The 21,739-nt window shown below is 66.6% G+C and carries 21 protein-coding genes and 1 tRNA gene; 11 read left to right on the top strand and 11 right to left on the bottom strand.

What is annotated here, in order from left to right:
- The first annotated feature begins 6 nt into the window (after positions 1-6).
- The 7 genes from ispE (at position 7) to ychF (ending at position 5,625) form a co-directional block, all read left to right on the top strand.
- Positions 7-939 carry a 4-(cytidine 5'-diphospho)-2-C-methyl-D-erythritol kinase gene (gene ispE / locus CEK29_RS19885; RefSeq protein ID WP_094859115.1) on the top strand — a complete coding sequence of 311 codons (933 nt, stop codon included), beginning with the start codon at positions 7-9 and terminating at the stop codon, positions 937-939.
- Between the two features lies 1 nt (position 940).
- Positions 941-1,017, top strand: a tRNA-Gln gene (locus CEK29_RS19880).
- Positions 1,018-1,171: 154 nt separating this feature from the next.
- Positions 1,172-2,122, top strand: a complete 951-nt coding sequence (locus CEK29_RS19875; RefSeq protein WP_170948573.1) for a ribose-phosphate pyrophosphokinase — start codon at positions 1,172-1,174, stop codon at positions 2,120-2,122.
- Positions 2,123-2,306: 184 nt separating this feature from the next.
- Complete coding sequence (locus tag CEK29_RS19870; protein WP_094804014.1) at positions 2,307-2,912, top strand: 50S ribosomal protein L25/general stress protein Ctc; 606 nt, start codon at positions 2,307-2,309, stop codon at positions 2,910-2,912.
- 102 nt (positions 2,913-3,014) lie between these two features.
- Positions 3,015-3,611 (top strand): aminoacyl-tRNA hydrolase, encoded by a 597-nt coding sequence (gene pth, locus CEK29_RS19865; RefSeq protein WP_176456941.1) that lies wholly within the window; start codon positions 3,015-3,017, stop codon positions 3,609-3,611.
- On the top strand, positions 3,608-4,387 hold the full coding sequence (locus tag CEK29_RS19860) for a CPBP family glutamic-type intramembrane protease (RefSeq protein WP_094804010.1): 780 nt from the start codon (positions 3,608-3,610) through the stop codon (positions 4,385-4,387). The genes pth and CEK29_RS19860 overlap by 4 nt, the downstream gene beginning before the upstream one ends.
- 146 nt (positions 4,388-4,533) lie before the next feature.
- Positions 4,534-5,625 carry a redox-regulated ATPase YchF gene (gene ychF / locus CEK29_RS19855; RefSeq protein WP_094804008.1) on the top strand — a complete coding sequence of 364 codons (1,092 nt, stop codon included), beginning with the start codon at positions 4,534-4,536 and terminating at the stop codon, positions 5,623-5,625.
- Between the two features lie 183 nt (positions 5,626-5,808).
- On the opposite strand, the gene CEK29_RS19850 is transcribed toward ychF, so the two are convergent.
- Entirely contained in the window at positions 5,809-6,204 is a 396-nt protein-coding gene (locus CEK29_RS19850; RefSeq protein ID WP_094859113.1) for a YybH family protein, read from the bottom strand.
- Positions 6,205-6,378: 174 nt separating this feature from the next.
- A complete protein-coding gene (dkgB, locus tag CEK29_RS19845) occupies positions 6,379-7,182 on the bottom strand; it encodes a 2,5-didehydrogluconate reductase DkgB (protein ID WP_094859112.1) in 804 nt (267 codons plus the stop codon).
- A gap of 96 nt (positions 7,183-7,278) precedes the next feature.
- Here dkgB and CEK29_RS19840 point away from each other — a divergent pair, with 96 nt between their 5' ends.
- From CEK29_RS19840 to CEK29_RS19830, 3 genes are all read left to right on the top strand, one after another.
- Positions 7,279-8,181 (top strand): LysR family transcriptional regulator, encoded by a 903-nt coding sequence (locus CEK29_RS19840; RefSeq protein WP_094859111.1) that lies wholly within the window; start codon positions 7,279-7,281, stop codon positions 8,179-8,181.
- 323 nt (positions 8,182-8,504) lie between these two features.
- The gene (locus tag CEK29_RS19835) at positions 8,505-11,006 is read left to right on the top strand and encodes an AsmA family protein (RefSeq protein ID WP_094804000.1); all 2,502 of its coding nucleotides are present in this window, start codon (positions 8,505-8,507) and stop codon (positions 11,004-11,006) included.
- On the top strand, positions 11,003-11,395 hold the full coding sequence (locus CEK29_RS19830) for an MOSC N-terminal beta barrel domain-containing protein (RefSeq protein ID WP_094859110.1): 393 nt from the start codon (positions 11,003-11,005) through the stop codon (positions 11,393-11,395). Before CEK29_RS19835 ends, CEK29_RS19830 begins: the two co-directional genes overlap by 4 nt.
- Positions 11,396-11,508: 113 nt before the next feature.
- Here the strand turns inward: CEK29_RS19830 and CEK29_RS19825 are convergent, their stop codons facing one another.
- From CEK29_RS19825 to rsmD, 4 genes are all read right to left on the bottom strand, one after another.
- Positions 11,509-12,723 (bottom strand): benzoate/H(+) symporter BenE family transporter, encoded by a 1,215-nt coding sequence (locus tag CEK29_RS19825; protein ID WP_094859109.1) that lies wholly within the window; start codon positions 12,721-12,723, stop codon positions 11,509-11,511.
- The gene (locus CEK29_RS19820) at positions 12,720-12,971 is read right to left on the bottom strand and encodes a YfhL family 4Fe-4S dicluster ferredoxin (protein ID WP_094859108.1); all 252 of its coding nucleotides are present in this window, start codon (positions 12,969-12,971) and stop codon (positions 12,720-12,722) included. The genes CEK29_RS19825 and CEK29_RS19820 overlap by 4 nt, the downstream gene beginning before the upstream one ends.
- A 132-nt stretch (positions 12,972-13,103) precedes the next feature.
- The gene (coaD, locus tag CEK29_RS19815) at positions 13,104-13,613 is read right to left on the bottom strand and encodes a pantetheine-phosphate adenylyltransferase (protein WP_094803992.1); all 510 of its coding nucleotides are present in this window, start codon (positions 13,611-13,613) and stop codon (positions 13,104-13,106) included.
- Between the two features lie 59 nt (positions 13,614-13,672).
- Positions 13,673-14,266 (bottom strand): 16S rRNA (guanine(966)-N(2))-methyltransferase RsmD, encoded by a 594-nt coding sequence (rsmD, locus tag CEK29_RS19810; RefSeq protein WP_094859107.1) that lies wholly within the window; start codon positions 14,264-14,266, stop codon positions 13,673-13,675.
- A gap of 841 nt (positions 14,267-15,107) precedes the next feature.
- Here rsmD and ftsY point away from each other — a divergent pair.
- Positions 15,108-16,115 carry a signal recognition particle-docking protein FtsY gene (gene ftsY / locus CEK29_RS19805; protein ID WP_094859191.1) on the top strand — a complete coding sequence of 336 codons (1,008 nt, stop codon included), beginning with the start codon at positions 15,108-15,110 and terminating at the stop codon, positions 16,113-16,115.
- A gap of 92 nt (positions 16,116-16,207) precedes the next feature.
- Here ftsY and CEK29_RS19800 read toward each other — a convergent pair whose 3' ends face one another.
- From CEK29_RS19800 to phnD, 5 genes are all read right to left on the bottom strand, one after another.
- A complete protein-coding gene (locus CEK29_RS19800; protein ID WP_094859190.1) occupies positions 16,208-17,875 on the bottom strand; it encodes a CYTH and CHAD domain-containing protein in 1,668 nt (555 codons plus the stop codon).
- 173 nt (positions 17,876-18,048) lie between these two features.
- On the bottom strand, positions 18,049-18,870 hold the full coding sequence (gene phnE, locus CEK29_RS19795) for a phosphonate ABC transporter, permease protein PhnE (protein WP_094803986.1): 822 nt from the start codon (positions 18,868-18,870) through the stop codon (positions 18,049-18,051).
- Positions 18,867-19,739, bottom strand: coding sequence for a phosphonate ABC transporter, permease protein PhnE (phnE, locus tag CEK29_RS19790; protein ID WP_094803984.1), 873 nt, complete (start codon positions 19,737-19,739; stop codon positions 18,867-18,869). The genes phnE (CEK29_RS19795) and phnE (CEK29_RS19790) overlap by 4 nt, the downstream gene beginning before the upstream one ends.
- Positions 19,727-20,497 carry a phosphonate ABC transporter ATP-binding protein gene (phnC, locus tag CEK29_RS19785; RefSeq protein ID WP_094803982.1) on the bottom strand — a complete coding sequence of 257 codons (771 nt, stop codon included), beginning with the start codon at positions 20,495-20,497 and terminating at the stop codon, positions 19,727-19,729. Before phnC ends, phnE (CEK29_RS19790) begins: the two co-directional genes overlap by 13 nt.
- 2 nt (positions 20,498-20,499) lie before the next feature.
- The gene (phnD, locus tag CEK29_RS19780; protein WP_094859106.1) at positions 20,500-21,504 is read right to left on the bottom strand and encodes a phosphate/phosphite/phosphonate ABC transporter substrate-binding protein; all 1,005 of its coding nucleotides are present in this window, start codon (positions 21,502-21,504) and stop codon (positions 20,500-20,502) included.
- Positions 21,505-21,739: the final 235 nt, after the last annotated feature.

The following is a 21,739-nucleotide window of genomic DNA, read 5'->3' as shown; positions in this document are numbered from 1 at the left end:
ACGCTCGTGACGCTCTACGACGTACCGGCGCCCGCCAAGATCAATCTGTTCCTGCACGTCGTCGGCCGTCGCGCCGACGGCTATCACCTGCTCCAGACGGCGTTCCGCTTCATCGACATCGCCGACACGCTTCACTTCGAGGCGCGTCCGGATGGCGTGATCGAGCGCGCCTACGAGCTGCGGGGCGTGCCGCCCGAGCAAGACCTGATCGTGCGCGCGGCCCGCGCCTTGCAGCAGGCCACCGGCGCGCGGCAGGGCGCCCGCATCGGGCTCGAAAAGCGCATTCCGCAAGGGGGCGGGCTGGGCGGCGGCTCGAGTGATGCCGCCACCACGCTGATCGCGCTCAATCGTCTCTGGAACACCGGTCTGTCGCGCGAAGCGCTGATGGCATTGGCCTTGCCGCTGGGCGCCGACGTGCCCGTGTTTGTGTTCGGCCAGTCGGCATTTGCCGAGGGCGTGGGCGAGGCCTTGCGCCCGATCAGCCTGCCGCCGGCGAGCTATCTGATCGCCCAACCCGACGCGAGCGTGCCCACACCCGCAGTTTTTTCGGCACCCGATTTGACAAGGGATTCCGAACACGTCACAATAACGGACTTTCTTGCTTCGCCTACTTCTTTCTTCGGAAAGAACGATCTGGAGCCGGTGGTCTTTCGGCAGTTTCCTCAGGTTTTCGAGGCTGTCCGATGGCTGGCAAACCTGGGAATCCGGGTTCGCATGTCAGGGTCTGGTGCGTGTCTTTACGCCGAATACCCGGGTCCCGGTACCGAATCAGAAGCTGTCGAATCGGTAAACGAATCGGCGATTTTGGCAGAAAAGAAAATTACCGCTACAATGCGCGGCGCTGATAAAACAATCAGCCAAACGCATCCCGGGTTTCGGTTGGTGAAGGCTTCGGCCGGATTAACAGAGCACCCGTTGCGGCACTGGATTGAAAGCTAGTTGGGGAGTCGCCAAGCTGGTTAAGGCACCGGATTTTGATTCCGGCATGCGAAGGTTCGAATCCTTCCTCCCCAGCCAAACCAATACATAAAAAAGCTGTTGAACGTGAGCCCGTCAGACACCGGCACCAGTTCAGCGGCTTTTTTGTTTTTCGGGGTCTGCGCAAGCGGGACGGGCGAATGCCACCCCTGGCCTTGTGCCTCGTTGTTTCAAAACGACCATCACCTGCATCATGGCAAACGATAGCTTCATGATTTTCACGGGCACGGCGAACACCCGCCTGGCCGTGGACGTAGTCAACCATCTCGATATGTCGCTCGGCAAGATGACCGTCGGCCGCTTCTCGGATGGTGAGGTGATGGTCGAGATCAACGAAAACGTCCGCGGCAAAGACGTCTTCGTGCTCCAGCCCACGTGCGCGCCGACCAACGACAACCTGATGGAAATCATGGTGATGGTCGATGCCCTGCGCCGTGCCTCGGCTGGCCGCATCACCGCCGCGATTCCGTATTTCGGCTACGCTCGCCAGGATCGCCGCCCGCGCTCGGCGCGTGTGTCGATCTCGGCCAAGGTCGTGGCCAACATGCTGCAAGTGGCCGGCGTCGATCGCGTCCTCACGATGGACCTCCACGCCGACCAGATCCAGGGTTTCTTCGACATCCCGGTCGACAACATCTACGCAGGTCCGATCTTGCTGGGCGACATCTGGCGCCGCAATTTCTCGAACCTGGTCGTGGTGTCGCCCGACATCGGTGGCGTGGTTCGCGCCCGTGCGCTGGCCAAGCAGCTCGAAGCCGACCTGGCCATCATCGACAAGCGCCGCCCGCGCGCCAACGTCTCCGAAGTGATGAACATCATCGGTGAGGTCGACGGACGCACCTGTATCATCATGGACGACATGGTGGATACGGCAGGCACGCTGTGCAAGGCGGCCCAGGCCCTCAAGGAACGCGGCGCCGGCGCCGTGTACGCCTACTGCACGCACCCCGTGCTGTCGGGTGGTGCCATCGAACGCATCGAAGCTTCGTCGCTCGACGAGCTCGTGGTGACCGACACGATTCCGCTCTCGTCCGAGGGCCAGGCTTGCGGCAAGATCCGCCAGCTGTCGTGCGCGGCGCTGCTGGGCGAGACCATTCTGCGTATTTCCAACGCCGAGTCGGTCAGCTCGCTGTTTGCCGACTGAGGCAGACACCCCCAGGCCGGCGTGCCTCGCTGAGCGGATCGACTGATCCGATCGCGGTCTCCGGCCTCATTACCCCATTTGCCTGTTGCTGGTCGCGGCAGCAGGCGGATCACACGCCGCGCATGTTGCGCGGCGTGAAATCGACCGGCGGATTTTTTTTCGCCAGATTGTTTGGAGTTTTTCCATGAAATTCAATGCCACTTCGCGTAGCGTCCAGGGTACGAGTGCGAGCCGCCGCCTGCGCCGCGCGGGCCGCGTTCCCGCCATCGTTTACGGCGGTACGGCTGCCCCCCTGAACATCGAGCTCGACCACAACGAAATCTTCCACGCCCTGCGCAAGGAAGAGTTCCACGCTTCGATCCTGACCATGGCGATCGAAGGCGGCAAGAACGAACAAGTTCTGCTGCGCTCGGTTCAATGGCACGCCTACAAGCAACAAGTCCTGCACATCGACTTCCAGCGCGTGGATGCCAACCAGGCTCTGCACACCAAGGTGCCCCTGCACTACATCAACGCTGAAGGTTCGCCGGCTGTGAAGCTGTCGGGCAACATCATTTCGCACATCGTGACCGAAGTCGAAGTTACCTGCCTGCCGAAGAACCTGCCCCAGTTCATCGAAGTGGATCTGAAGGATCTGCTGGGTGGCGGCGTGGTGCACCTGTCGGAAGTCAAGCTGCCGCTGGGCGTGACCTTCGCTGTGCACGGTTCGGATGACCCCGTCATCGCTTCGGCTGTCGCTCCCAAGGGCGCTGCTGCCGACGAAGGCGACGCCGAGGCGCCGGCCGCCTAAGGCTCTCCCGGACTCGTTCCAGGCACGCGGGGTCGCGCCCCGCACAGACCCTGCGCCTGCGTTTGCATGCGCAGGGTTTTTTGTGTTCTAAACACACGCATCATGTCCGCACCCATACGTTTGATCGTCGGGCTGGGAAATCCTGGCCCCGAGTACGAAGCCACCCGTCACAACGCCGGATTCTGGCTGGCCGACCATCTGGCCGACGACCTGCGCGCCACCTTCAATCTCGAGAAAGGTTTCTCCGGATTCGTGGCGAAGGCGCGCGTCGACGGCGAGAACGTGCTGCTGCTCAAACCCATCACCTACATGAACCGCTCCGGCCAGGCCGTGGGCGCGCTCGCGCGTTTCTTCAAGGTCACGCCCGAAGAAGTGCTGGTGCTGCATGACGAGCTCGATTTGCTGCCGGGCCAGGCCAAGCTCAAGCAGGGCGGCGGACACGCGGGCCATAACGGCCTCAAAGACATTCAGGCCGCGCTGGGCAGCCCCAATTTCTGGCGCCTCCGCATCGGCATCGGCCATCCGCGCACGCTCAACCTGCAGCAGCAGGTCGCGGATTTCGTGCTGCATCCGCCGCGCCGCGAAGAGCAGGGCGGCATCGACGACGTCATCACCCGTTCGCGTGCGGTCGTGCCCGCGATGTTGCGCGGCGATTTTGCGCAGGCCACGCGCCAACTGCACGGCGGTAATCCGGCGTGACGCGCCGCGCGCCGCTGCCGGCTCCCGGCCCGCTCACGCTGCGTGAGGAGATCGCCGACTGGTGGCGCTTCCTGCGTGCGCCCACCCTGCGTGGCCGCATCGGTCCGCGCAGCCAGGGCAGTGGTCTCGAGCGCGACATCTGGCCGAGCGTGCGGCCCGGCCGCGTGCTGGCCTGGGCGGCGCTGCTGTGGGTCATCAATCTGTTCGTGCTGGGGCCGATCGCGGTCGCGGCTGCCGGGGCGGGCGGCGCGATGCACCGCCTCGATCCGAGCAATCTACCGTGGCTCGCCGCGGTGGTCTGGGCTCCGCTGGTCGAAGAGATGCTGTTCCGCTACGGCCTGCGGCGTCCGCTGCAGGCGCTGTGGCTCGTGCCGCTGATGGTGGCGGTGGTGATCAACGGTCCCAAGACCTGGGTGATCGCCACGGCGACCGCGCTGGTGTTGCTTGCCGGCTGGGGCCTGCGCGACGCGCCGGCTCGTCTGCGTGGCTGGAACACGCGCTGGCGCCGTTTCTATATCCGGCATTTTTTCTGGGTGTTCCACATCAGCGCGCTGAGTTTCGCCGCGGTACACCTGAGCAATTTCAAGTTCAGCGCCATGCCCTGGTGGCTGATGCCCGCGCTGGTCTTGCCGCAGTATCTGACCGGCCTGGTGCTGGGCTGGATGCGCGTGCGCCGCGGCATCGGCGCGGCGGTCTTGCTGCACGCCATGTTCAATGCCGGCCCGATCCTGCTGATCTGGGCCCTGATGCGCTGGCTGCCCGAGGCAGCCACCTGATTTGCCCGCCGCTGGCCGGGCAGGCCGCGCCGGTTCGACCGGCCGGCCGGCGGATGCCGCCACGCCAGCACGACCCGGGTACAGGCGGTAAACTGCACCCTGAATCGCGCAACAGCGCGCAAATATCGTACTGACACAGGATTTCCATGGCTCTGCAATGCGGCATCGTTGGCCTGCCCAACGTGGGCAAATCGACGCTCTTCAACGCTCTGACCCGCGCCGGTATCGCGGCCGAGAACTACCCGTTCTGCACCATCGAGCCCAACGTGGGCGTGGTCGAGGTGCCGGATCCGCGCCTGGCCAAGCTGGCCGAGATCGTGAAGCCCGAGCGCATCCTGCCGGCCACGGTCGAGTTCGTCGACATCGCCGGTCTGGTGGCGGGCGCGAGCCAGGGCGAAGGCCTGGGTAACCAGTTCCTCTCGCACATCCGCGAAACCAACGCCATCGTGAACGTGGTGCGCTGCTTCGAAGATCCCAACGTGATCCACGTGGCCGGCAAGGTCGACCCGATCGCCGACATCGAAGTGATCGAGACCGAGCTCGCGCTGGCCGATCTGCAAACGGCCGAGAAGGCCCTGCACCGCCACAACAAGACCGCGCGCTCCGGCGACAAGGAAGCGCAACGTCTGGTCGGCGTGCTCGAGACCTGCATCGCGCACCTGAACCAGGCCAAGCCGATCCGTTCGCTGGGCCTGTCGCCCGAAGACCTCGCCGTGATCCAGCAGCTGTGCTTCATCACCGCCAAGCCCGCGATGTACGTGGGCAACGTGAGCGACGACGGCTTCACCGACAACCCGCTGCTCGACCGCCTGACCGCATTCGCCAACGAGCGCGGCGCCCCGGTCGTGGCCATCTGCGCCTCGATCGAATCCGAGATCGTCGATCTGCCCGACGAAGACCGCCAGGCCTTCCTGGCCGACATGGGCATGGAAGAGCCGGGCCTGAACCGCCTGATCCGCGCCGCCTTCAAGCTGCTGGGTCTGCAGACCTACTTCACGGCAGGCGTGAAAGAAGTCCGCGCCTGGACCATCCCGATCGGCGCCACCGGCCCGCAAGCCGCCGGCGTGATCCACACCGACTTCGAACGCGGCTTCATCCGCGCGCAAACGATCTCCTACGACGACTACATCGCCTGCAAGGGCGAGCAGGGCGCCAAGGAAGCCGGCAAGATGCGCGCCGAAGGCAAGGAATACGTCGTGCAGGATGGCGACGTAATGAACTTCCTGTTCAACGTCTGACGCAACGACGCCGTCCGATCACCGGGCGGCTGCGCACAAGATCGAAGGCCTGGTTCCGGTACCGCACCGGACCCAGGCCTTCGTCATTCAGCGCACGCCATCACGCGCGAGCGGAATTTCTGCTTCGTCGGACGCGGCACGATTTCGTCGATGTGCGCGTGGCCGGGCTGTTGGAGCGACGTGCTAGGCGGGGTTCAGCAGATCGGTGCCGTACGAATTGTCGACGGTGCAGCGCCATTGTCCGTCCGGATCATGACGGAACACATAGGTCGCGCGCCGCGTGATCTGCTGCGTGGTGTCGCCGGCGGGAATGTCCAGGTGGGTTTCCATGATGACCAACGCGGTGCCGGCCCCTTCGATCACCTGCATCTCACCCTGCGTGACCACGAGCTTGTGGTCGAAGTGGGCGGCGATCGCGGCGAAGGCCTGGCGGATGCGGTCCTTGCCGCGCACGATCTGGCCGGGCCGGATGACGAGCGCGGCGTCGTCGGCGTAGTGGTGCATCAGGCTGTCGTAGTCCCGCGCGGTGATGGCGCGGTCGCAGGCTTCGATGATGTGACGCAGGGGGTGATCGGTCATGCTGGCTCCAGGTGAAAACAGCCAGAAGCACGAATGAAAAACCCGCCTTCTGGCGGGTTGATCTTGCACACGCACCCACCACTCAGAGAATGGTGCGAATAATTCGGGCGGTGTGACGTGGCGTGCGCATGCCCACACTATACGCGCGGGCAGCGGCGCGCCACAACGCCTCGTTCAATCCCAAACCGGCGCCAGCCCTTCCGGGTTGGCCTGGCGTTCGCCCCGATCGAGCGCGGCGATGGCGGCCATGTCGTCCTCGTCCAGCGTCAGGGCGACCGCCTTCAGATTACTGGCGAGGTTCTCGCGCTTGGTGGACGACGGGATGACGGCGTAGCCGAGCTGCAGTGCCCAGGCCAGCGCCACCTGTGCCGGCGTGGCGTTGTGCTTGCGTGCGATGTCCACGAGCACCGGGTCGGACAACACCTTGCCGTACGCCAGCGTCATGTAAGAGGTCAGGTGCAGGCCCGTCTCGCGGGCGTACGCGGCCAGCTTGCGGTTCTGCAGGTAGGGGCTGATCTCGACCTGGTTGGTGGCGATTGCGTCGGCACCGGCAAGCTCGCGGGCCTGACGGCTCAGCGCGATCGTGAAGTTCGAAATCCCGATCGCGCGCGTCAGCCCCTGTTGGCGGGCTTCGGCCAGGGCCTGCAGGCTTTCGGCGAGCGGCACGGCGCCGCCGGGCGAGGGCCAGTGGATCAGCGTGAGGTCGACGTGATCGGTGCGCAGGCGCGTCAGGCTGTCTTTCAGGCTGTCGATGAGCTTGTCGCCGGCGAGGTTGTCGGTCCAGATCTTGGTCGTGAGCGTGAGTTCGCCGCGTGCGATTCCGCTGGCGCTGATGGCCTCGCCGATGTCGGCTTCGTTGCCGTAGATCTGCGCGGTGTCGATCGCGCGGTAGCCGACCTCGAGCGCGTTGCGCACCGAGTCGATGACGGGTTGGCCCTGCAGTCGGAAGGTGCCCAGGCCGATGGCGGGAAGATTCATGAAACGCTCCTTGATTCGATTGGCGGCCAGTATGCGGGCTTTACATTTGCGGAAACAGTCGTCTATAAGCCAAATACATTTGCCACGGAGTCAACAATGAAGACCACGCTGGACGAACTCATGACGTTCATCGCCGTGGTGGACGCGGGGTCGATCTCGAAAGCGGCGGAGCAGCTGGGCCAGACCGTCTCGGGTGCGAGCCGCACGCTGTCGCGTCTCGAAGAGAAGCTGCGCACCACGCTGCTGCGGCGGACCACGCGCCGTCTCGAGCTCACGGGCGAGGGCGCGGCCTTTCTGGAGCAGGCGCGCGAAGTCGTGAACCTGGTGGAAGGGGCGGAAGAACAGATGGCGGCGCGCCGCGAGCGACCTGCCGGTCGGTTGCGGGTGGACGCGGCCTCTCCCTTCATGCTGCATGTGGTGGCGCCGCTCGTGAACGGCTACCGCGAGCGCCACCCCGAAGTCGAACTGGAGCTGGTCAGCAGCGAAGGGGTGATCGATCTCATCGAACGGCGCACCGACGTGGCCATTCGTATCGGCCGCCTCAAGGATTCCACGCTGCACGCGCGTTTGATCAGCGGCAGCCGCATCCGCGTGCTGGCCAGCCCTGCCTATCTCGAGCGCGCCGGCAAGCCCCGGCGTGTCGAGGAGCTGGCGGGCCACAACCTGCTGGGCTTCACGCAGCCCGAATCCCTGAACGAATGGCCGTTGCGCGACGCGGATGCCGGGCAGCTGCACATCAAGCCCACCATCCGCGCATCCAGCGGCGAGACCCTGCGCCACCTCGCGCTCGAGGGCGCGGGAATCGTCTGTCTGTCAGATTTCATGACACGGGCGGACCGTCAATCGGGGCGTCTGGTACCGATCCTGACGCGCCAGACGCTCGATGTGCGGCAGCCGATCAACGCGGTCTACTATCGCAACACGGCCCTCTCGTCGCGGATTGCGTCGTTTGTGGACTATCTGGCCGAACAGATCGGCCCCGGCGCTTTCGATGAGTGACGATGCCCCGCTCGCGCTGGCCTTCGCAACGTTCGTGATGCATGCTGTTGCGACTCATACGCCAATCGGGGCACACCGGGCGCCTTCGATTGCCACTGATTTGTTACGATAGCGCTATCTCGGGCCGGTTTGCCCGGTTCGTCAATGCACGGACGCTCCCAACTTTTATTCGCAACGCTGGCGCCAGGGCTTGCGGCCTTCGTCGGCAAGGCAGCCTCGCGCCGCCCGCGTAGCGTCTCGGTGTTCAGCGCCGATCCCGCCTGCCAGGCGCCGCCGGCAGGGTTTATAGGTTCTATCCAAGTCGAGGTATCGACGGGGCAGCAATGAAGACGTGGTTCAAGCGCATATTGATCGGCTTGGTGGTACTGGTGGTGGCGGCTGTCGTCGGCCTGGCCATCTTCCTGCTGACGTTCGACCCCAACGCCTACAAGTACAAGCTTGAGGAGATCGTTCAGGAGCGCTACCAGCGCACGCTGAGCATCGACGGTGAAATCGAGCTGTCGCTCTTTCCTCGCATCGGTCTGGCCGTGCAGGGCGTGTCGCTGTCCGAGCCGGACAGCACCGACGTCTTTGCCTCCATCGACAGCATGCGGCTGGCCGTCGCGGTCTGGCCGTTGCTGTCCAACAGCTTCGTGGTCGATCACGTCACGATCAATGGCTTCAAGGCGCGCGTGATGCGCCACAAAGACGGCCACTTCAACTTCGAAGACCTCGTGGGCGGCTCGGTGCAGAGCACCGCGGTGCCCGCCAACGCGGCGGAAGCCGGCGCGGGCGCCATCGCCGGCGCGGCCCAGGCCCTGGTCAGCGGCACGCCCAACACGCCGCGCAACATGCAGATCGACATCGCCGGGCTCGACCTGAAAGACGGCGAGCTGCAGATGCAGGATGCGATGACGGGCATGGCGGTCACCGTGAGCCGGCTCAACGCCAATACCGGCCGTGTCACGTTCGATCAGCCGTTCGACGTCAGCATGTCGGCGCGGGTCGAAGGCGGCAATCCGCGCTTCGACGCGGGGCTGACGGGGCAGGGCCTGTTGCGCCTGAACCCCTCGGCCAAGCGCTATTCGGCCCAGAAGCTCGATCTGCGCATGGAAGGCCAGATCCCCGGCGCGCAGGCCAAGGTGCTCACCGCCCGCGGCAACGTCGCCTTCAATGGCGCGACCTCGTCGCTCGACGTGGCCGGCCTGGAAATGTTCTTCCAGGGCGACGTCACCGAGCCTTCGAAGATGAGCGGCGTGGAGGCCAGCTTGCTGGTGCCGCGTCTGTCCATCGATCCGCACAAGACCCAGCTCCAGCTCGAGAAGGCCGCCGTGCGCGCCAAGGGCGCGCTGCCCGACGGCCCGTTCGAGCTCGCGCTCGACGCCCCCGGCCTGGCGATCTCGCCGTCCGCGGCGAGCGGCGACGGCCTCACGGGCCGCGTGCGCGCCCAGGGTATCGACGCCAGCTTCGGCCTGAACGGCATCGGCGGCAACGCCTACGAGCTCGACGCCAAAGAAGCCAAGTTCGACGGCACCTTCAAGCAGGGCGAGCGCGTCGTCAAGACCGTGTTCGCCTCGCCGGTGGCGCTCAATCTGATCCAGCGCAGCGCCGGCCTCTCGGCGCTCAAGGGCGACGTCAACATCACCGATCCGGCGCTGCCCAAGGGCAGCCTGGCCATTCCGGTGATCGGCAGCCTCAACGCCAATCTGCTCAAGGATCAGGCCAGCGCCCGCATCAACGCGGTGCTCGAGGGCGGCAAGTTCGACCTCACCGCCGACATCACGCGTCTGATGGCCCAGCCCGAAATGAAGTTCGCGCTGGCGGTCGACATCCTCGATCTCGACAAGCTGGCGCCTGCCGTGGGCGCGACGGTGGCCAAGCCGCCGGCCGACGGCAAGCAGGACGAGTCCAAGCCGCCCGCCAAGCCTGCCACCCCGGCCAAGCCCGCCGATGACACGCTGAATCTGTCGGGTCTGCTGAACAAGTCCGCCAATGGCACGATCAAGATCGGCCAGCTCGTGGTGCGCGGCATGAAGGCCGAAGAAGTCGGCGCCAACGTCAAGCTCGCCAAGGGCAAGCTCGAGCTCGGCGGCCTCAGCGCGGCGCTCTACGGCGGCAAGCTGGGCGGTTCGTTCTCGGTCGATGCGGCCGAAAACAACGCCATGGTTGGCAAACTGAATCTCACGGGCATCGCCATCGAGCCGCTGCTGGCCGATGCGGCAAAGCAGCACACGCTGTCGGGCACCGGCAATCTCGCGCTCGATCTCAAGACGGTGGGCGCCAATACCTACGCGCTCAAGAACAATCTCGCGGGCACGGCGCAGGTGCGCCTGCGCGACGGGGCGATCAAGGGCATCAATATCGCGCAGATCCTGCGCGATCTGAAGGCCACCTTCAGCGGCGAGGCCAATGACGCGGTCGTGGCCTCGAGCCCCGAGCGCCAGACCGACTTCAGCTCGATGGAAGGCGATCTGCAGATTGCCAAGGGCATCGGCACGATCAAGCGTCTCGACATCGCCGCGCCGCTGCTGCGCATCAGCCAGGGCGACCCGGCCACGATCGACTTCACCAACAGCACCTTCAACGTGCTGGCCCGCGTGCGCGTGGTCAACACCAGCACGGGCCAGGACGGCAAAGACCTCGCCGACCTGCAGAACGTGACGGTGCCGGTGCTGGTCACGGGCGCGTTCGATGCGCCGGTGTACACGTTGCAGTGGCGCCAGGCCGTGACCGGCGCGCTGCGCAAGACGCTCGAAAACAAGCTCAAGGAAGCCATCGGCGTGAAGAGCGGCTCGGGCGTTGCGGCACCGATCGATCAAGCCATCAAGGGTATTCTCGGCCGATGAGCACGCCATATCAGCCCATTGCCGAATGCGGCGTCATCGACGATGCCCGCGCGGCCGATTATCACCGCCGCTGGCTCGTGGCCAACGACGCGGGTCAGTGGCTCACGCGCGAGCTCTCGCCGCGTCTTGCCGACGTGACGGTCGAGCTGCGGCTCGGCTATCTGGTCATCCGCGCGCCCGGCATGCTGCGACTCGACGTGCCGCTGGATGTCATCGAAGACGACGACAGCGTGCGCTACCAGATGCTGGTCGGTGAGCAGACCGTCGACGTGGTCGACGAGGGCGAGCTGGCGGCGGCGTGGCTGTCCAATCACCTCGGCATTCCCGCGCGGCTGCTCAAGCTGCATCCCGACACGGCGCCGGTGCAATGGCCCGGGGCGAGTGCCTGACGGCCGGGTTTTCAGCGCCGTTAATGACGATGGCCATCCCTCGGGATGGCCATTTTGCTTTGGCGCCGTCGGCCTGCCCTCGATCGTGCCCCTCTGGGATGGCCTCGAGGTGATTAGGCGCTTGCCGGGCGGCGCCAGGTGACCACGGCGTGCACCGTGAGGCCCGCGAGCAGGCCCCAGAACGCCGATCCGATGCCAAAGAAGCTCATGCCGGAGGCGGTGGCGAGCAGCGTGACCAGCGCGGCCTCGCGGCGCTCGGCGTTGGCCATCGCGTTGGTCATGCCGCCCATGATCGGTGCGAGCAGTGCGAGGCCGGCGAGCGTGGCGATGAGCGGCGCGGGCAAGGCCTGGAAGAACACGGCCACGGCGCCCGCCACGACCGACAGCAGCACATAGACGATGCCGTAGGTGGCCGCGGCCACGTAGCGGCGCGCGGGGTCCGGGTGCGCTTCGGGCCCGGCGCAGATGGCCGCGATGATCGCGCCCAGCGTGATGCTATGCGCCCCGAACGGCGCGGCCAGCACGCCGACCACTCCCGTCAGGGTAATGAGGCGCGAGGCAGGCGGGCGATAGCCGGCGGCCTGCAGGATGGCCAGGCCGGGCAGATTCTGCGAGGCCATCGCCACGACGAAGATCGGGATGCCGAGGCTGATCGCGGCCTGCCAGGTGAAGTGCGGCGTCGTCCAGACAAACTCCGTGAAGCCCCATTCCACGCCGCGCAGATCGAGAAGGCCGAGCGCCGCGGCCAGCACCATGCCGGCTGCGAGCACCGCCAGCACCGCGTAGCGGGGCACCCAGCGCTTGCACAGCAGATACGCCACGCACATGCCCAGCACCAGGACCGGCTGCGCGCCGATGCTGCGGAACACGCCCAGGCCGAAATTGAGCAGCACGCCGGCCAGCATGGCCCCCGCGATCTCGGCCGGAATGCGGCGCACGATGGGATCGATCCAGCCGAACACGCCGCAGGCGATGGTGAGCAGCGCCGCCAGCACGAACGCGGCCACGGCCTGATCGAACGGCACGCCGATGAGCGCGGTGACCAGCAGTGCCGCGCCGGGCGTGGACCAGGCGAAAACGACCGGCACGCCGGTACGCAGGCTGACCAGCGCGCCGCCCGCGCCCAGTGCCAGGCAGATGGAACCGAGCCATGAACCGATATGCGCAGCGTCGAGCCCCGCGGCGTGGCCGGCCTGCACCATCAGTACCGCCGTGCCGCCGAAACTCACCAGGACGGCCACGAGGCCCGCGACCAGCGCGGAGACGGAGAAATCGCTGGCGCTGCGGCGGTGGTCGGACGTAAAAGCGGCGGGATCCCCGCCGCTCATGCCGCACCCGTGAGGCGGCGATACTTGGCCAACAGGGACTCCTGTCCCTCTTGCCACTGTGGGTGCAACTCGATGCACTCGACCGGGCAGACCACCTTGCACTGCGGCTCTTCGTGGTGGCCCACGCATTCGGTGCACAGGTCGGGATCGATGACGTAAAACTCCGCGCCCATGGAAATGGCCTCGTTCGGGCACTGGGGCTCGCAAACGTCACAGTTGATGCATTCGTCGGTGATTCGGAGGGCCATGGGAGAGGCGGGCGCGGACGCCAAATGGAAAACGGCCTGCCCAGCATGGGCAAGCCGTCAGATTGTAGCGCCGTCGGCCGCGGGGCCGCCGTGACGGCCAGGCGGCTCGAGACGAGCCCGCGCGTGGCGCGTTCAGACGCCCGAGGGCCAGCTCTGCTCGCGGCGCTCTTTGGCCTTTTCGTGCAGCCAGCGCTCGACCGACGGAAAGACGAACTTGCTGACGTCGCCGCCCAGCTGAGCGATCTCGCGCACGATGGTGCCCGAGATGAACTGGTACTGGTCCGAAGGCGTCATGAAGAGCGTCTCGACGTCGGGCAGCAGATGGCGGTTCATGCCGGCCATCTGGAATTCGTATTCGAAGTCGGAGACCGCGCGCAGACCGCGCACGATCACACGGCCGTTCTGCTCGCGCACGAAATCCTTGAGCAGGCCGCCGAAACTCTGCACTTCGACGTTGGGGTAGTGTCCCAGCACCTCACGCGCGATCTCGACGCGCTCTTCGATGCTGAAGAAGGGCTTTTTGTTGCGGCTGTATGCGATGCCCACCACCACTTTGTCGAAGAGGGCGGCGGCGCGCCGCACCAGGTCTTCGTGACCGCGGGTGAGCGGGTCGAATGTGCCAGGGTATACAGCGATGATCATGCGAGCTCCGAACCGTTGTTATATGGTTTAACACCATCCTCCGAAACCGGATTATTGATCTAATTGCGCAATGCAGCAAATTGCACGAGGCCGTAGTGCACGGCGCCGGCCTTGTCCTCGCGCACGATCTCGTATTCGGGGGGCGGCGCGAGCGCGCTTTCCGACTCGATGTAGATCAGGGCATCCGGGGCCAGCAAGGGCGGCAGCAAGGGCCACAGGCGCTCCAGCCAGCCCTGGCCGAAGGGCGGATCGAGCAACACCAGCTCGAAGCGCGACGCGTCCATGCGCGACAGCGCGTGCAGCGCGTCCCCCGAATGAATGCGGACGGCGTCGGCTTTGAGCTTGTCTCGCAGCGTCCGCAGCGCGGACACGGCGCCCCGGTCCTGCTCCACCATCTGCACCAGACCGGCGCCGCGCGAGGCGGCTTCCAGTCCCAGGGCGCCGCTGCCCGCGAACAGATCCAGGACGCGTTTGTCGGCGAACTCGTTGGCCCACAGATGATTGAGCCAGTTGAACAGGGTTTCGCGGACGCGGTCGGGGGTGGGGCGCAAACCGGCCACGTCGGGCACCACGATCGGCGTGCGGCGGAAGTCGCCGCCCACGATGCGGATGGTGCGCGAGCCCGAGGACGCGGCTTTCGGGTTGGGTTTCATCGAGATCCAGGCAGAATTTTTGTAAGGCTGAACGAATAGTAGCGCCGTCGCCCGCCGGCTCGGAGGCGGGGGGGCACCGGTGCCGAGTCGTGCCGTCGCGCGCCGGCTCGGAGGCGGAAGGCACCAGCACCGCGTCGCGCCGTCGCAGGCTGGCTCGCGGGTGGAAGGCGTCGGCACTGCGTAGCACCGTCCTTTGCCGCCTCTGACAGGGACGGCGCCGGCGCCGCGCGGTTACGCGGCGTCATGAAACGGGTGGGCTCCGCCGGGGCGGGGCGCGGCGGTTCCGAATATACTTTCGACCATGTTCAGCTTCTTCAAGAAAAAATCCCCGCCGCCCGCGCCGAAACCGGCCGAGGTGCCCGTGGTCGCGCCAGAAGCGCCCGTGCAGGTGAGCGCCGGCCAGACCGCCGTTGCCGACCCTGCCGTGCCGCCGCTGCCGCTCGAAGGCGCGCATCCGGTGCCGGAAGTCCGGCCCCAGGAAGTGGCGGGCGTGCACGTCACGCCGCTGCCTGCCGCCGCGCCTGCGCCGACCGCCTTCGCGCCGACACCCGCGCCCGTGCCGGCGGCACCCGCGCCGGCTGCGCCCACCGCCTTCGCGCCGACACCCGCGCCTGTGCAGGCCGCACCTGCGCCGGCTGCCCCTGCCGCCTTCGCGCCGACGCCCGCACCTGTGCCGGCCGCCCCCGCCCCCGCGCCCGCCGCGCCGGTGCAGGTGGCGCCGCCCATCGCGCCGGCGCCCGAGCCGGTGCCGGTCCCCACGCCCACGCCCAAGCCCCCGCCCGCGCCGCCGGCGCCCGAGCCCGTGCCGCCGATCCCGGTGCCGCCGATCCCGGTGCCGCCGATGCCTGTGCCGACGCCGGCACCGGCGCTGGCCCCTGTCCCGGCCGCAGTCGCGCCGCAGCCCGAACCCGTGGCGGAGCCCGCCGCGGCCCCCAAGAAGGCGTCGTGGCTGTCGCGCCTGAAGCAGGGCCTGTCGCGCACCGGCCAGAGCCTGGGCGGCCTGTTCGTCGGCGTGAAGGTCGACGAAAACCTGTTCGAAGAGCTCGAGTCGGCGTTGATCATGGCCGACGCGGGCATCGAGGCCACCGAAGAGCTGCTCACCGCGCTGCGCGCGCGGGTCAAGAAAGAGCGCATCGAAGACCCCGCCAAGGTCAAGGACGCGCTGCGCGATCTGCTGACCGAGCACCTGCGTCCGCTCGAGCGTGGTTTCGATCTCAAGCGCAAAACGCCGCTGGTGGTGATGATCGCGGGCGTGAACGGCGCCGGCAAGACCACCTCGATCGGCAAGCTGGCCAATGCCTTCCAGCGCCAGGGCGCCAGCGTGCTGCTGGCCGCCGGCGACACCTTCCGCGCCGCCGCCCGCGAGCAATTGATGGAGTGGGGCAGCCGCAATAACGTCACCGTGATCGCGCAGGAGGGCGGTGACCCCGCCGCCGTGGCTTTCGACGCCGTCAATGCGGGCCGCGCGCGTGGCACGGGCGTGGTCATGGTCGACACGGCCGGCCGTCTGCCCACGCAGCTGCACCTGATGGAAGAGCTCAAGAAGATCCGCCGCGTGATCGGCAAGGCCGACGCCGAGGCGCCGCACGAGGTGATCCTCGTCGTCGACGGCAACACGGGGCAGAACGTGCTCACGCAGATTCGCGCATTCGACGCCGCGATCAATGTCACCGGCCTGGTCGTGACCAAGCTCGACGGCACCGCCAAGGGCGGCACGCTGGCCGCGGTGGCCGCCGGCAGCCAGGGCGTGCGCCCCGTGCCGGTCTACTGGATCGGCGTGGGCGAAGGCCTCGAAGACCTGCAGCCCTTCGTCGCGTCCGAGTTTGCCGCCGCCTTGCTGGCCGACTGACCCCGCGCGTACCGATCAAGCAAAACAGGCCGTCAATGCAGATTGACGGCCTGTTTTGCTTTGGACGCCAGCGCGGCGCGCTGGCGTCCTGTTCACTTCCAGAACGGCTTGGCGTGGGCCAGCGCGTCGAACGAGGGCTGGGCCTGCGCCACCAGCGTTTCGAGGCGCGCCGCGATCCAGCCGAGCGCAAACCAGGCCTGCGGATGTGCGTCGGTCTGGGTGCGGTAATGCTCGGCAGCCACCGCCAGATCGTTGATCTCGCCCAGCAGCTCCTGCACATGGGCCAGCTGCTTGCGGTAGGTGCGCAGACGCGTGGCCGGCAACAACGATTCGGCGAACGACAGGCTGTAGCGCAGGCGCTTGCCGCGCTTGCGCAGTTCGTGCCGGCTTTCGAGATCGAGTTCGCTGAAGCGCTGGCCATCCTTGGCGACCGACTTGTGCCAGCGGCGCAGACGCTTGGCGAGCAGCCGCGACAGCGCCGGCGCGGCGGGCGCCTCGGCCTCGGTGCTGCCTGCATTCAGGCCGATGATGGTGGGCACGATGCGCTCGCTGGCGCCGTGCTCGTCATCGGCCGGCACCGAGGCTGAGCGGGCTGCACCGTCGGCGGCCGCCGGCTGCGAGGCTTCACTTTCGGCGGCGGGCGGCGGCGCGATATTCATGCTCCATTCGAACAGCTCCAGCAGCCAGGCCTGGAAGGCGGGGCTTGCGGCCAGCGCATGGGCGTCGGCGCCGCGCGCGACAGGCTCGGCCGGGATCGGTGGCATGCCCGCGCGCTCGAGCAGCGGCACGACCGTATCGGCCAGCACGTCCTGGTCGCGGCTCGCGCCGAAGGCGCCGAAGTATTCGCGGATGCCGGCATCGAGCGTGGCGGCAGGCGGCGCGACCCACCCTTCGAACAGCTTCCAGGCGGAGCGCAGGCGTCGCATGCCCACGCGCAGCTGGTGCACGTGTTCGGGCGAACCGGCGGCGTACACGCCGGCGGTGTCGACCTCGGCCAGTGCCGCGGCGTTGCGCACGATCTGTTCGAGGCATTCGCCCGCGATCGTCGTGAGCGCCTGCACGGCGTCCTGCTCCGGGCGCAGCTTCACGCTGCGTGCTCCCCGCGGCGCCCAGAAGCGGCTCACGGCCTCTTTGCGCGCCGCCTCGGCCTCGTCGCCGTCGGGCAGGTTGGCGAGCGTCTGCGCCATTTCGGCCAGCGCGTCGCCGCGTTCGGATTTGCTGCGCACGTCGAGGACCAGGCCATGGCGCTTCTGCCATTGCCGGCCCACGGCGAAGATCGCTTCGGGGCGGCCCGAGACCAGCTCGAATTCGATTTCGGAGATCGGCAGCTCCAGCGCGCCCGCGCGCAGCAGGCCGGTATCGAGCGCGACTTCGACCGTGCCGTAGCGGCTGCGAAGCTTACAGAGCTGGCGCGACACATCGGTTTCGTAGCGCACGCCGAGCTCGCCCTGGATGCGGGCCAGCGCGTCGCCGACTTCGGTGCCGGCGTACAGCGACAGGTCCAGCACCGGGCCGGGGCGAGGGTGGTTGAGCTCGATGCGCGTGATGGCGTTGGCGCCCGGCATCTTGACCGTCTGCACCCATTGGCGGCCTTCCTGGCGCAGCCGCAGCGCGATGCGTGCGTGGACCAGTTCGCGTTCGGGCGTGTCGAAGTACAAGGCCCGTAGCCGGATACGGCTGGATTGGCGCTGACCGAGCTCACGGCGTATCGCCGCGATGGCCGAGGCCGGGACGTGTAGCTTCAACTCTTGTTCTGACATGACGGCACTGCCCACAGACAAAACCAGGGATAGTAATGGTGCCATGCCAGATCAGTGATGACCTGTCATAAATCCGAAATACGGGTCTCGGGCCTTGCGCGCGCTTAAATCGCCGCAAAAAACAAGGCCGCCCCAGAGGGCGGCCTTGTCGTCCGGACGATATCGCGATTTGGTTACAAGATGCGTCGGCGAGCCTGGGTGATGACGATCTCGGCGACCACCACCACGGCGAAGATCGCCGCGAGCACCAGTGCGACACGATCCCACTGGAACAGGTTCAGCGCCGTATCGAGCGCCATGCCGATACCCCCCGCGCCCACGAGACCCAGCACCGCGGACTCGCGCACGTTGATGTCCCAGCGCAGCAGCACGATGGACCAGAACGCCGGCCGGATCTGCGGCCAGTAGCCGTACCAGATCACCGCGCCCTTGCTGGCCCCCGTGGCCGTGAGCGCTTCGATCGGGCCGCGCGAGGCGCCCTCGATCGCTTCGCCCACCAGCTTGCCCACGAAGCCGATCGACCGGAACGCGATGGCGAGCGTGCCCGCCAGTGCGCCGGGTCCGAAGATGGCGATGAAGAGCAGCGCCCACACCAGCGAGTTGACCGACCGGCTCGACACCAGGATCAGGCGCGCGAGCTGGTTGATGGTGCGGCTGGGCGTGAGGTTGTGCGCGGCGAGCAGGCCCACCGGCACGGCCAGCACGATCGACAACAGCGTACCGAGCGTGGCGATGTGCAGGGTTTCGACCAGCGGCGCGTGCACGCCTTCCCAGTAATAGCCCCAATCCACCGGCCACATGCGCGACAGCAGGTCGCCCATCTGTTCGGGGGCGTCGTACAGGAACTCGGGGATGATCTCCACCCCACGCGCGGCCTGCACCACGGCCACGACCAGCACCAGATACAGTGCGAATCGCAGCATGCGCTGACCGAACGTATAGCGTTCCCAGGTGCGCGGCGTGCCGGCCGCGGGCATTGCGGTGCTCGCGGTCATGGCTTGCCTCCGTTGCTGCTGCCGAGGCCGCGTGCGGCGGCCATGCGGCGTTGCAGGATGCGGTCGAAGCCCAGGTTGTCCAGCAGCACGGCGCGCACGACACCCGCCAGGATTTCACCCAGCATGATGATGGCGATCAGCGTGAGCAGGATGGCCGACACGAAGTCGTAGTCGAATCGCTGGAACGCCGAGAACAGCGTGCCGCCCACACCGCCCGCGCCCACGATCCCCACCATGGTGGAGTTGCGCAGGTTCGAGTCGAATTGATAGGTGGCGAAGCCGACGAAGCGCGCGAACACCTGCGGCAGCACGCCGAACGTGATCACGTTGACGAACGAGGCGCCGGTGGCGCGCACGGCCTCGACCTGCTTGAGCGAGATTTCTTCGATCGATTCGGTGAAGAGCTTGCCGATGAAGCCGATCGACGCGACGGTGAGCGCGAGAATGCCGGCCAGCGCGCCAAAGCCCACGGCCTTGACGAACAGGATGGCCACGATCACCGGATGCAGCGAGCGGCACAGTGCGACGATGGCGCGGGCCGGCCACGACACCCAGGCGGGCATCAGGTTGCGCGCGCCCAGCAGGCCCACGGGCAGGGCCAGGAAGATGCCCAGCACCGAGGCCAGCACGGCGATCTCGAGGCTCTCTACGATGCCTTTGATCAGCGTGTCGGGCTTTTCGAAGTTCGGCGGGAACATCCGCGCGAGGAACGTGCCGGCATGATCGAGACCGGCGCGAACGCGCGCGGGACTGACATCGAGCTGCAGCGCGGCATACACCGCATACAGAAAGACCAGCAGCGCGATCGTGCGCGTTTGCCACGACAGCGCGAACGGCCGGCGGGCGCCGGCCGGTATCACTGCAGCCATGACTCGCCTCCGTAGATGGACTTGAGCATGTTGGCGTCCAGCCCTTGTCCATCGCCGTCGTACACCACGCGGCCGCCCGACATGCCGATGATGCGCGTGGCATAGCGGCGTGCGAGTTCGACGTCGTGGATGTTGACCAGCACCGGAATGCCGTTGGCGCTGCCCTGTGCGGTGAGCAGCTCCATGATCTCGACGGAGGTCTTGGGATCGAGCGACGAGGTGGGCTCGTCGGCCAGCAGCAGCTGCGGACCTTGCATCAGGGCGCGGGCGATGCCCACGCGCTGGCGCTGGCCGCCCGACAGCGCGTCGGCGCGCTGATCGGCAAAGCCGGCCAGACCCACGGTGTCGAGCAACTGGTAGGCGCGCTCGATGTCGGCGGCCTCGAAGCGGCGCATCCAGGCGCTGAGCGCCGAGGTATAGCCGAGCCGGCCGGTGAGCAGGTTTTCCATCACGGTCAGGCGTTCGACCAGGTTGTATTCCTGGAACACCATGCCGATGCGGCGACGCGCACGGCGCAGCGCCTGGCCGCGTACGCGGGCCAGGTCGACCGTGCCGTCGGCGCCTTCCAGCACGATCTCACCGCGGGTGGGTTCGATCAGGCGGTTAACGCAGCGCAGCAGCGTGCTCTTGCCGGTGCCCGAAGGCCCGATGATCGCGGTCAGGCCCTGGCCCGCCACATGAATATCGATGCCATTGAGCACCGGCGTGCCGGCCCGGTATTCCTTAACCAGGCCGGAAATGCGAAGAGACGTTGCCATGCTTACTGCTTGCCCTTGCTCTTGGCGGACTCACGATCGTAGGCCGCGCGGTTGAACTTCTCGCCGCCGGATTCGGCGACTTCGCGCACGATGGCCCAGTCCTTTTGGTAGGTGACCGGGTAGAAACGGTCGGCGCCATCGAACGCCTTCTTCATTTCATCGGGGAAGCGGTAGTCGTAGAAGCACTTGAGCATCTGGTCGCGGAACTTCGGCTCCAGGTCGTGCGCGTAGGCGAACGACGAGGTGGGGAATTTCTCGCTGGTGTAGATGATGCGGAAATCTTCTTCCTTGATCTGGCCACGCGACGCCATGCGGTGGAACACGTCCGATGCCACGGCGGCGGCGTCGTAGTCGCCGGAGTTCACGCCCATGACCGATTGATCGTGTTTGCCCGAGAACAGCACCTTGTAGTCCTTGTCGGGCGTGAGGCCTTCACGCGGGAACAGGGCGACCGGCGCCATGTGACCCGAGTTCGACGACGGCGCCGTGTGCGCGAGCTTCTTGCCCTTCAGGTCGGTGAGCTTCTGGTAGGGGCTGTCTTTCTTGACGATGACGATCAGGTTGTAGCCCTGGAAGCCATCGGCGTAGCCCTTGACCGCGAACGGCACCGCGCCGGCGATGTTCACCGCGAAGGCGGTGGGGCCGGTGGAGAAGCCGCCGACATGCAGACGACCCGAGCGCATGGCTTCGATTTCAGCCGCGTTGCTTTGCACTTGATAGAACACCACGCGCTTGCCCGTGCACTGCGCCAGATGCTTGGTGAAGGGCTTGAAGATGTCTTCGTAGACCGCCGGATCTTCGACCGGGGTGTAGGTGAACACCAGCGTCGACGGCGTCTTGAGCTTGGAGGCGTCCGTCGGGGGATCGGCGACCAGATCGTTGTTGGCATCGCAGAACATCGTGTCCAGATCGCCGCGGTTGCTGCACGTGTCGGCGGCGAACGCGGAGTGCGCGCTCAGGGCGAACGTGGTGAATGCGGCGGTTGCGAGCAGGCGCTTGGCTTGCATGGGTAGTCTCCTGTGTCTCTTTGGTGACAAGTATTTGATGTTTGCTTGCTATTCAAACACAAAAAAACGCGCAATAAACCTGGGAAATCCCCTGTGTTTATTTTCGCGTTTTGTTCGAAATGTTCGTTTTGTGTTCGTTTTCAGGTGCGAGACAGGTTCGTGTGAACGCGGAGGGATGCGTGGCCGTAGCGGCCGTAATAAGGGCGCCGATGCGGGCGCCGTGAAGACGCCTCAT

The sequence above is a fragment of the Bordetella genomosp. 5 genome (assembly GCF_002261475.1).
Lineage (GTDB): Bacteria > Pseudomonadota > Gammaproteobacteria > Burkholderiales > Burkholderiaceae_B > Bordetella.
Note: the sequence above shows the minus strand (reverse complement) of the source record. Positions and strands in the feature narration are given on the sequence as shown.

Excerpts from the sequence above, each read along its gene's own strand:
- CEK29_RS19875 (WP_170948573.1), top strand. The coding sequence starts at position 1,172 with ATGGCAAACGATAGCTTCATGATTTTCACGGGCACGGCGAACACCCGC.
- CEK29_RS19870 (WP_094804014.1), top strand. The coding sequence starts at position 2,307 with ATGAAATTCAATGCCACTTCGCGTAGCGTCCAGGGTACGAGTGCGAGC.
- pth (WP_176456941.1), top strand. The coding sequence starts at position 3,015 with ATGTCCGCACCCATACGTTTGATCGTCGGGCTGGGAAATCCTGGCCCC.
- ychF (WP_094804008.1), top strand. The coding sequence starts at position 4,534 with ATGGCTCTGCAATGCGGCATCGTTGGCCTGCCCAACGTGGGCAAATCG.
- CEK29_RS19850 (WP_094859113.1), bottom strand. The coding sequence starts at position 6,204 with ATGACCGATCACCCCCTGCGTCACATCATCGAAGCCTGCGACCGCGCC.
- dkgB (WP_094859112.1), bottom strand. The coding sequence starts at position 7,182 with ATGAATCTTCCCGCCATCGGCCTGGGCACCTTCCGACTGCAGGGCCAA.
- CEK29_RS19840 (WP_094859111.1), top strand. The coding sequence starts at position 7,279 with ATGAAGACCACGCTGGACGAACTCATGACGTTCATCGCCGTGGTGGAC.
- CEK29_RS19835 (WP_094804000.1), top strand. The coding sequence starts at position 8,505 with ATGAAGACGTGGTTCAAGCGCATATTGATCGGCTTGGTGGTACTGGTG.
- CEK29_RS19830 (WP_094859110.1), top strand. The coding sequence starts at position 11,003 with ATGAGCACGCCATATCAGCCCATTGCCGAATGCGGCGTCATCGACGAT.
- CEK29_RS19825 (WP_094859109.1), bottom strand. The coding sequence starts at position 12,723 with ATGAGCGGCGGGGATCCCGCCGCTTTTACGTCCGACCACCGCCGCAGC.
- CEK29_RS19820 (WP_094859108.1), bottom strand. The coding sequence starts at position 12,971 with ATGGCCCTCCGAATCACCGACGAATGCATCAACTGTGACGTTTGCGAG.
- coaD (WP_094803992.1), bottom strand. The coding sequence starts at position 13,613 with ATGATCATCGCTGTATACCCTGGCACATTCGACCCGCTCACCCGCGGT.
- rsmD (WP_094859107.1), bottom strand. The coding sequence starts at position 14,266 with ATGAAACCCAACCCGAAAGCCGCGTCCTCGGGCTCGCGCACCATCCGC.
- ftsY (WP_094859191.1), top strand. The coding sequence starts at position 15,108 with ATGCCTGTGCCGACGCCGGCACCGGCGCTGGCCCCTGTCCCGGCCGCA.
- CEK29_RS19800 (WP_094859190.1), bottom strand. The coding sequence starts at position 17,875 with ATGTCAGAACAAGAGTTGAAGCTACACGTCCCGGCCTCGGCCATCGCG.
- phnE (WP_094803986.1), bottom strand. The coding sequence starts at position 18,870 with ATGACCGCGAGCACCGCAATGCCCGCGGCCGGCACGCCGCGCACCTGG.
- phnE (WP_094803984.1), bottom strand. The coding sequence starts at position 19,739 with ATGGCTGCAGTGATACCGGCCGGCGCCCGCCGGCCGTTCGCGCTGTCG.
- phnC (WP_094803982.1), bottom strand. The coding sequence starts at position 20,497 with ATGGCAACGTCTCTTCGCATTTCCGGCCTGGTTAAGGAATACCGGGCC.
- phnD (WP_094859106.1), bottom strand. The coding sequence starts at position 21,504 with ATGCAAGCCAAGCGCCTGCTCGCAACCGCCGCATTCACCACGTTCGCC.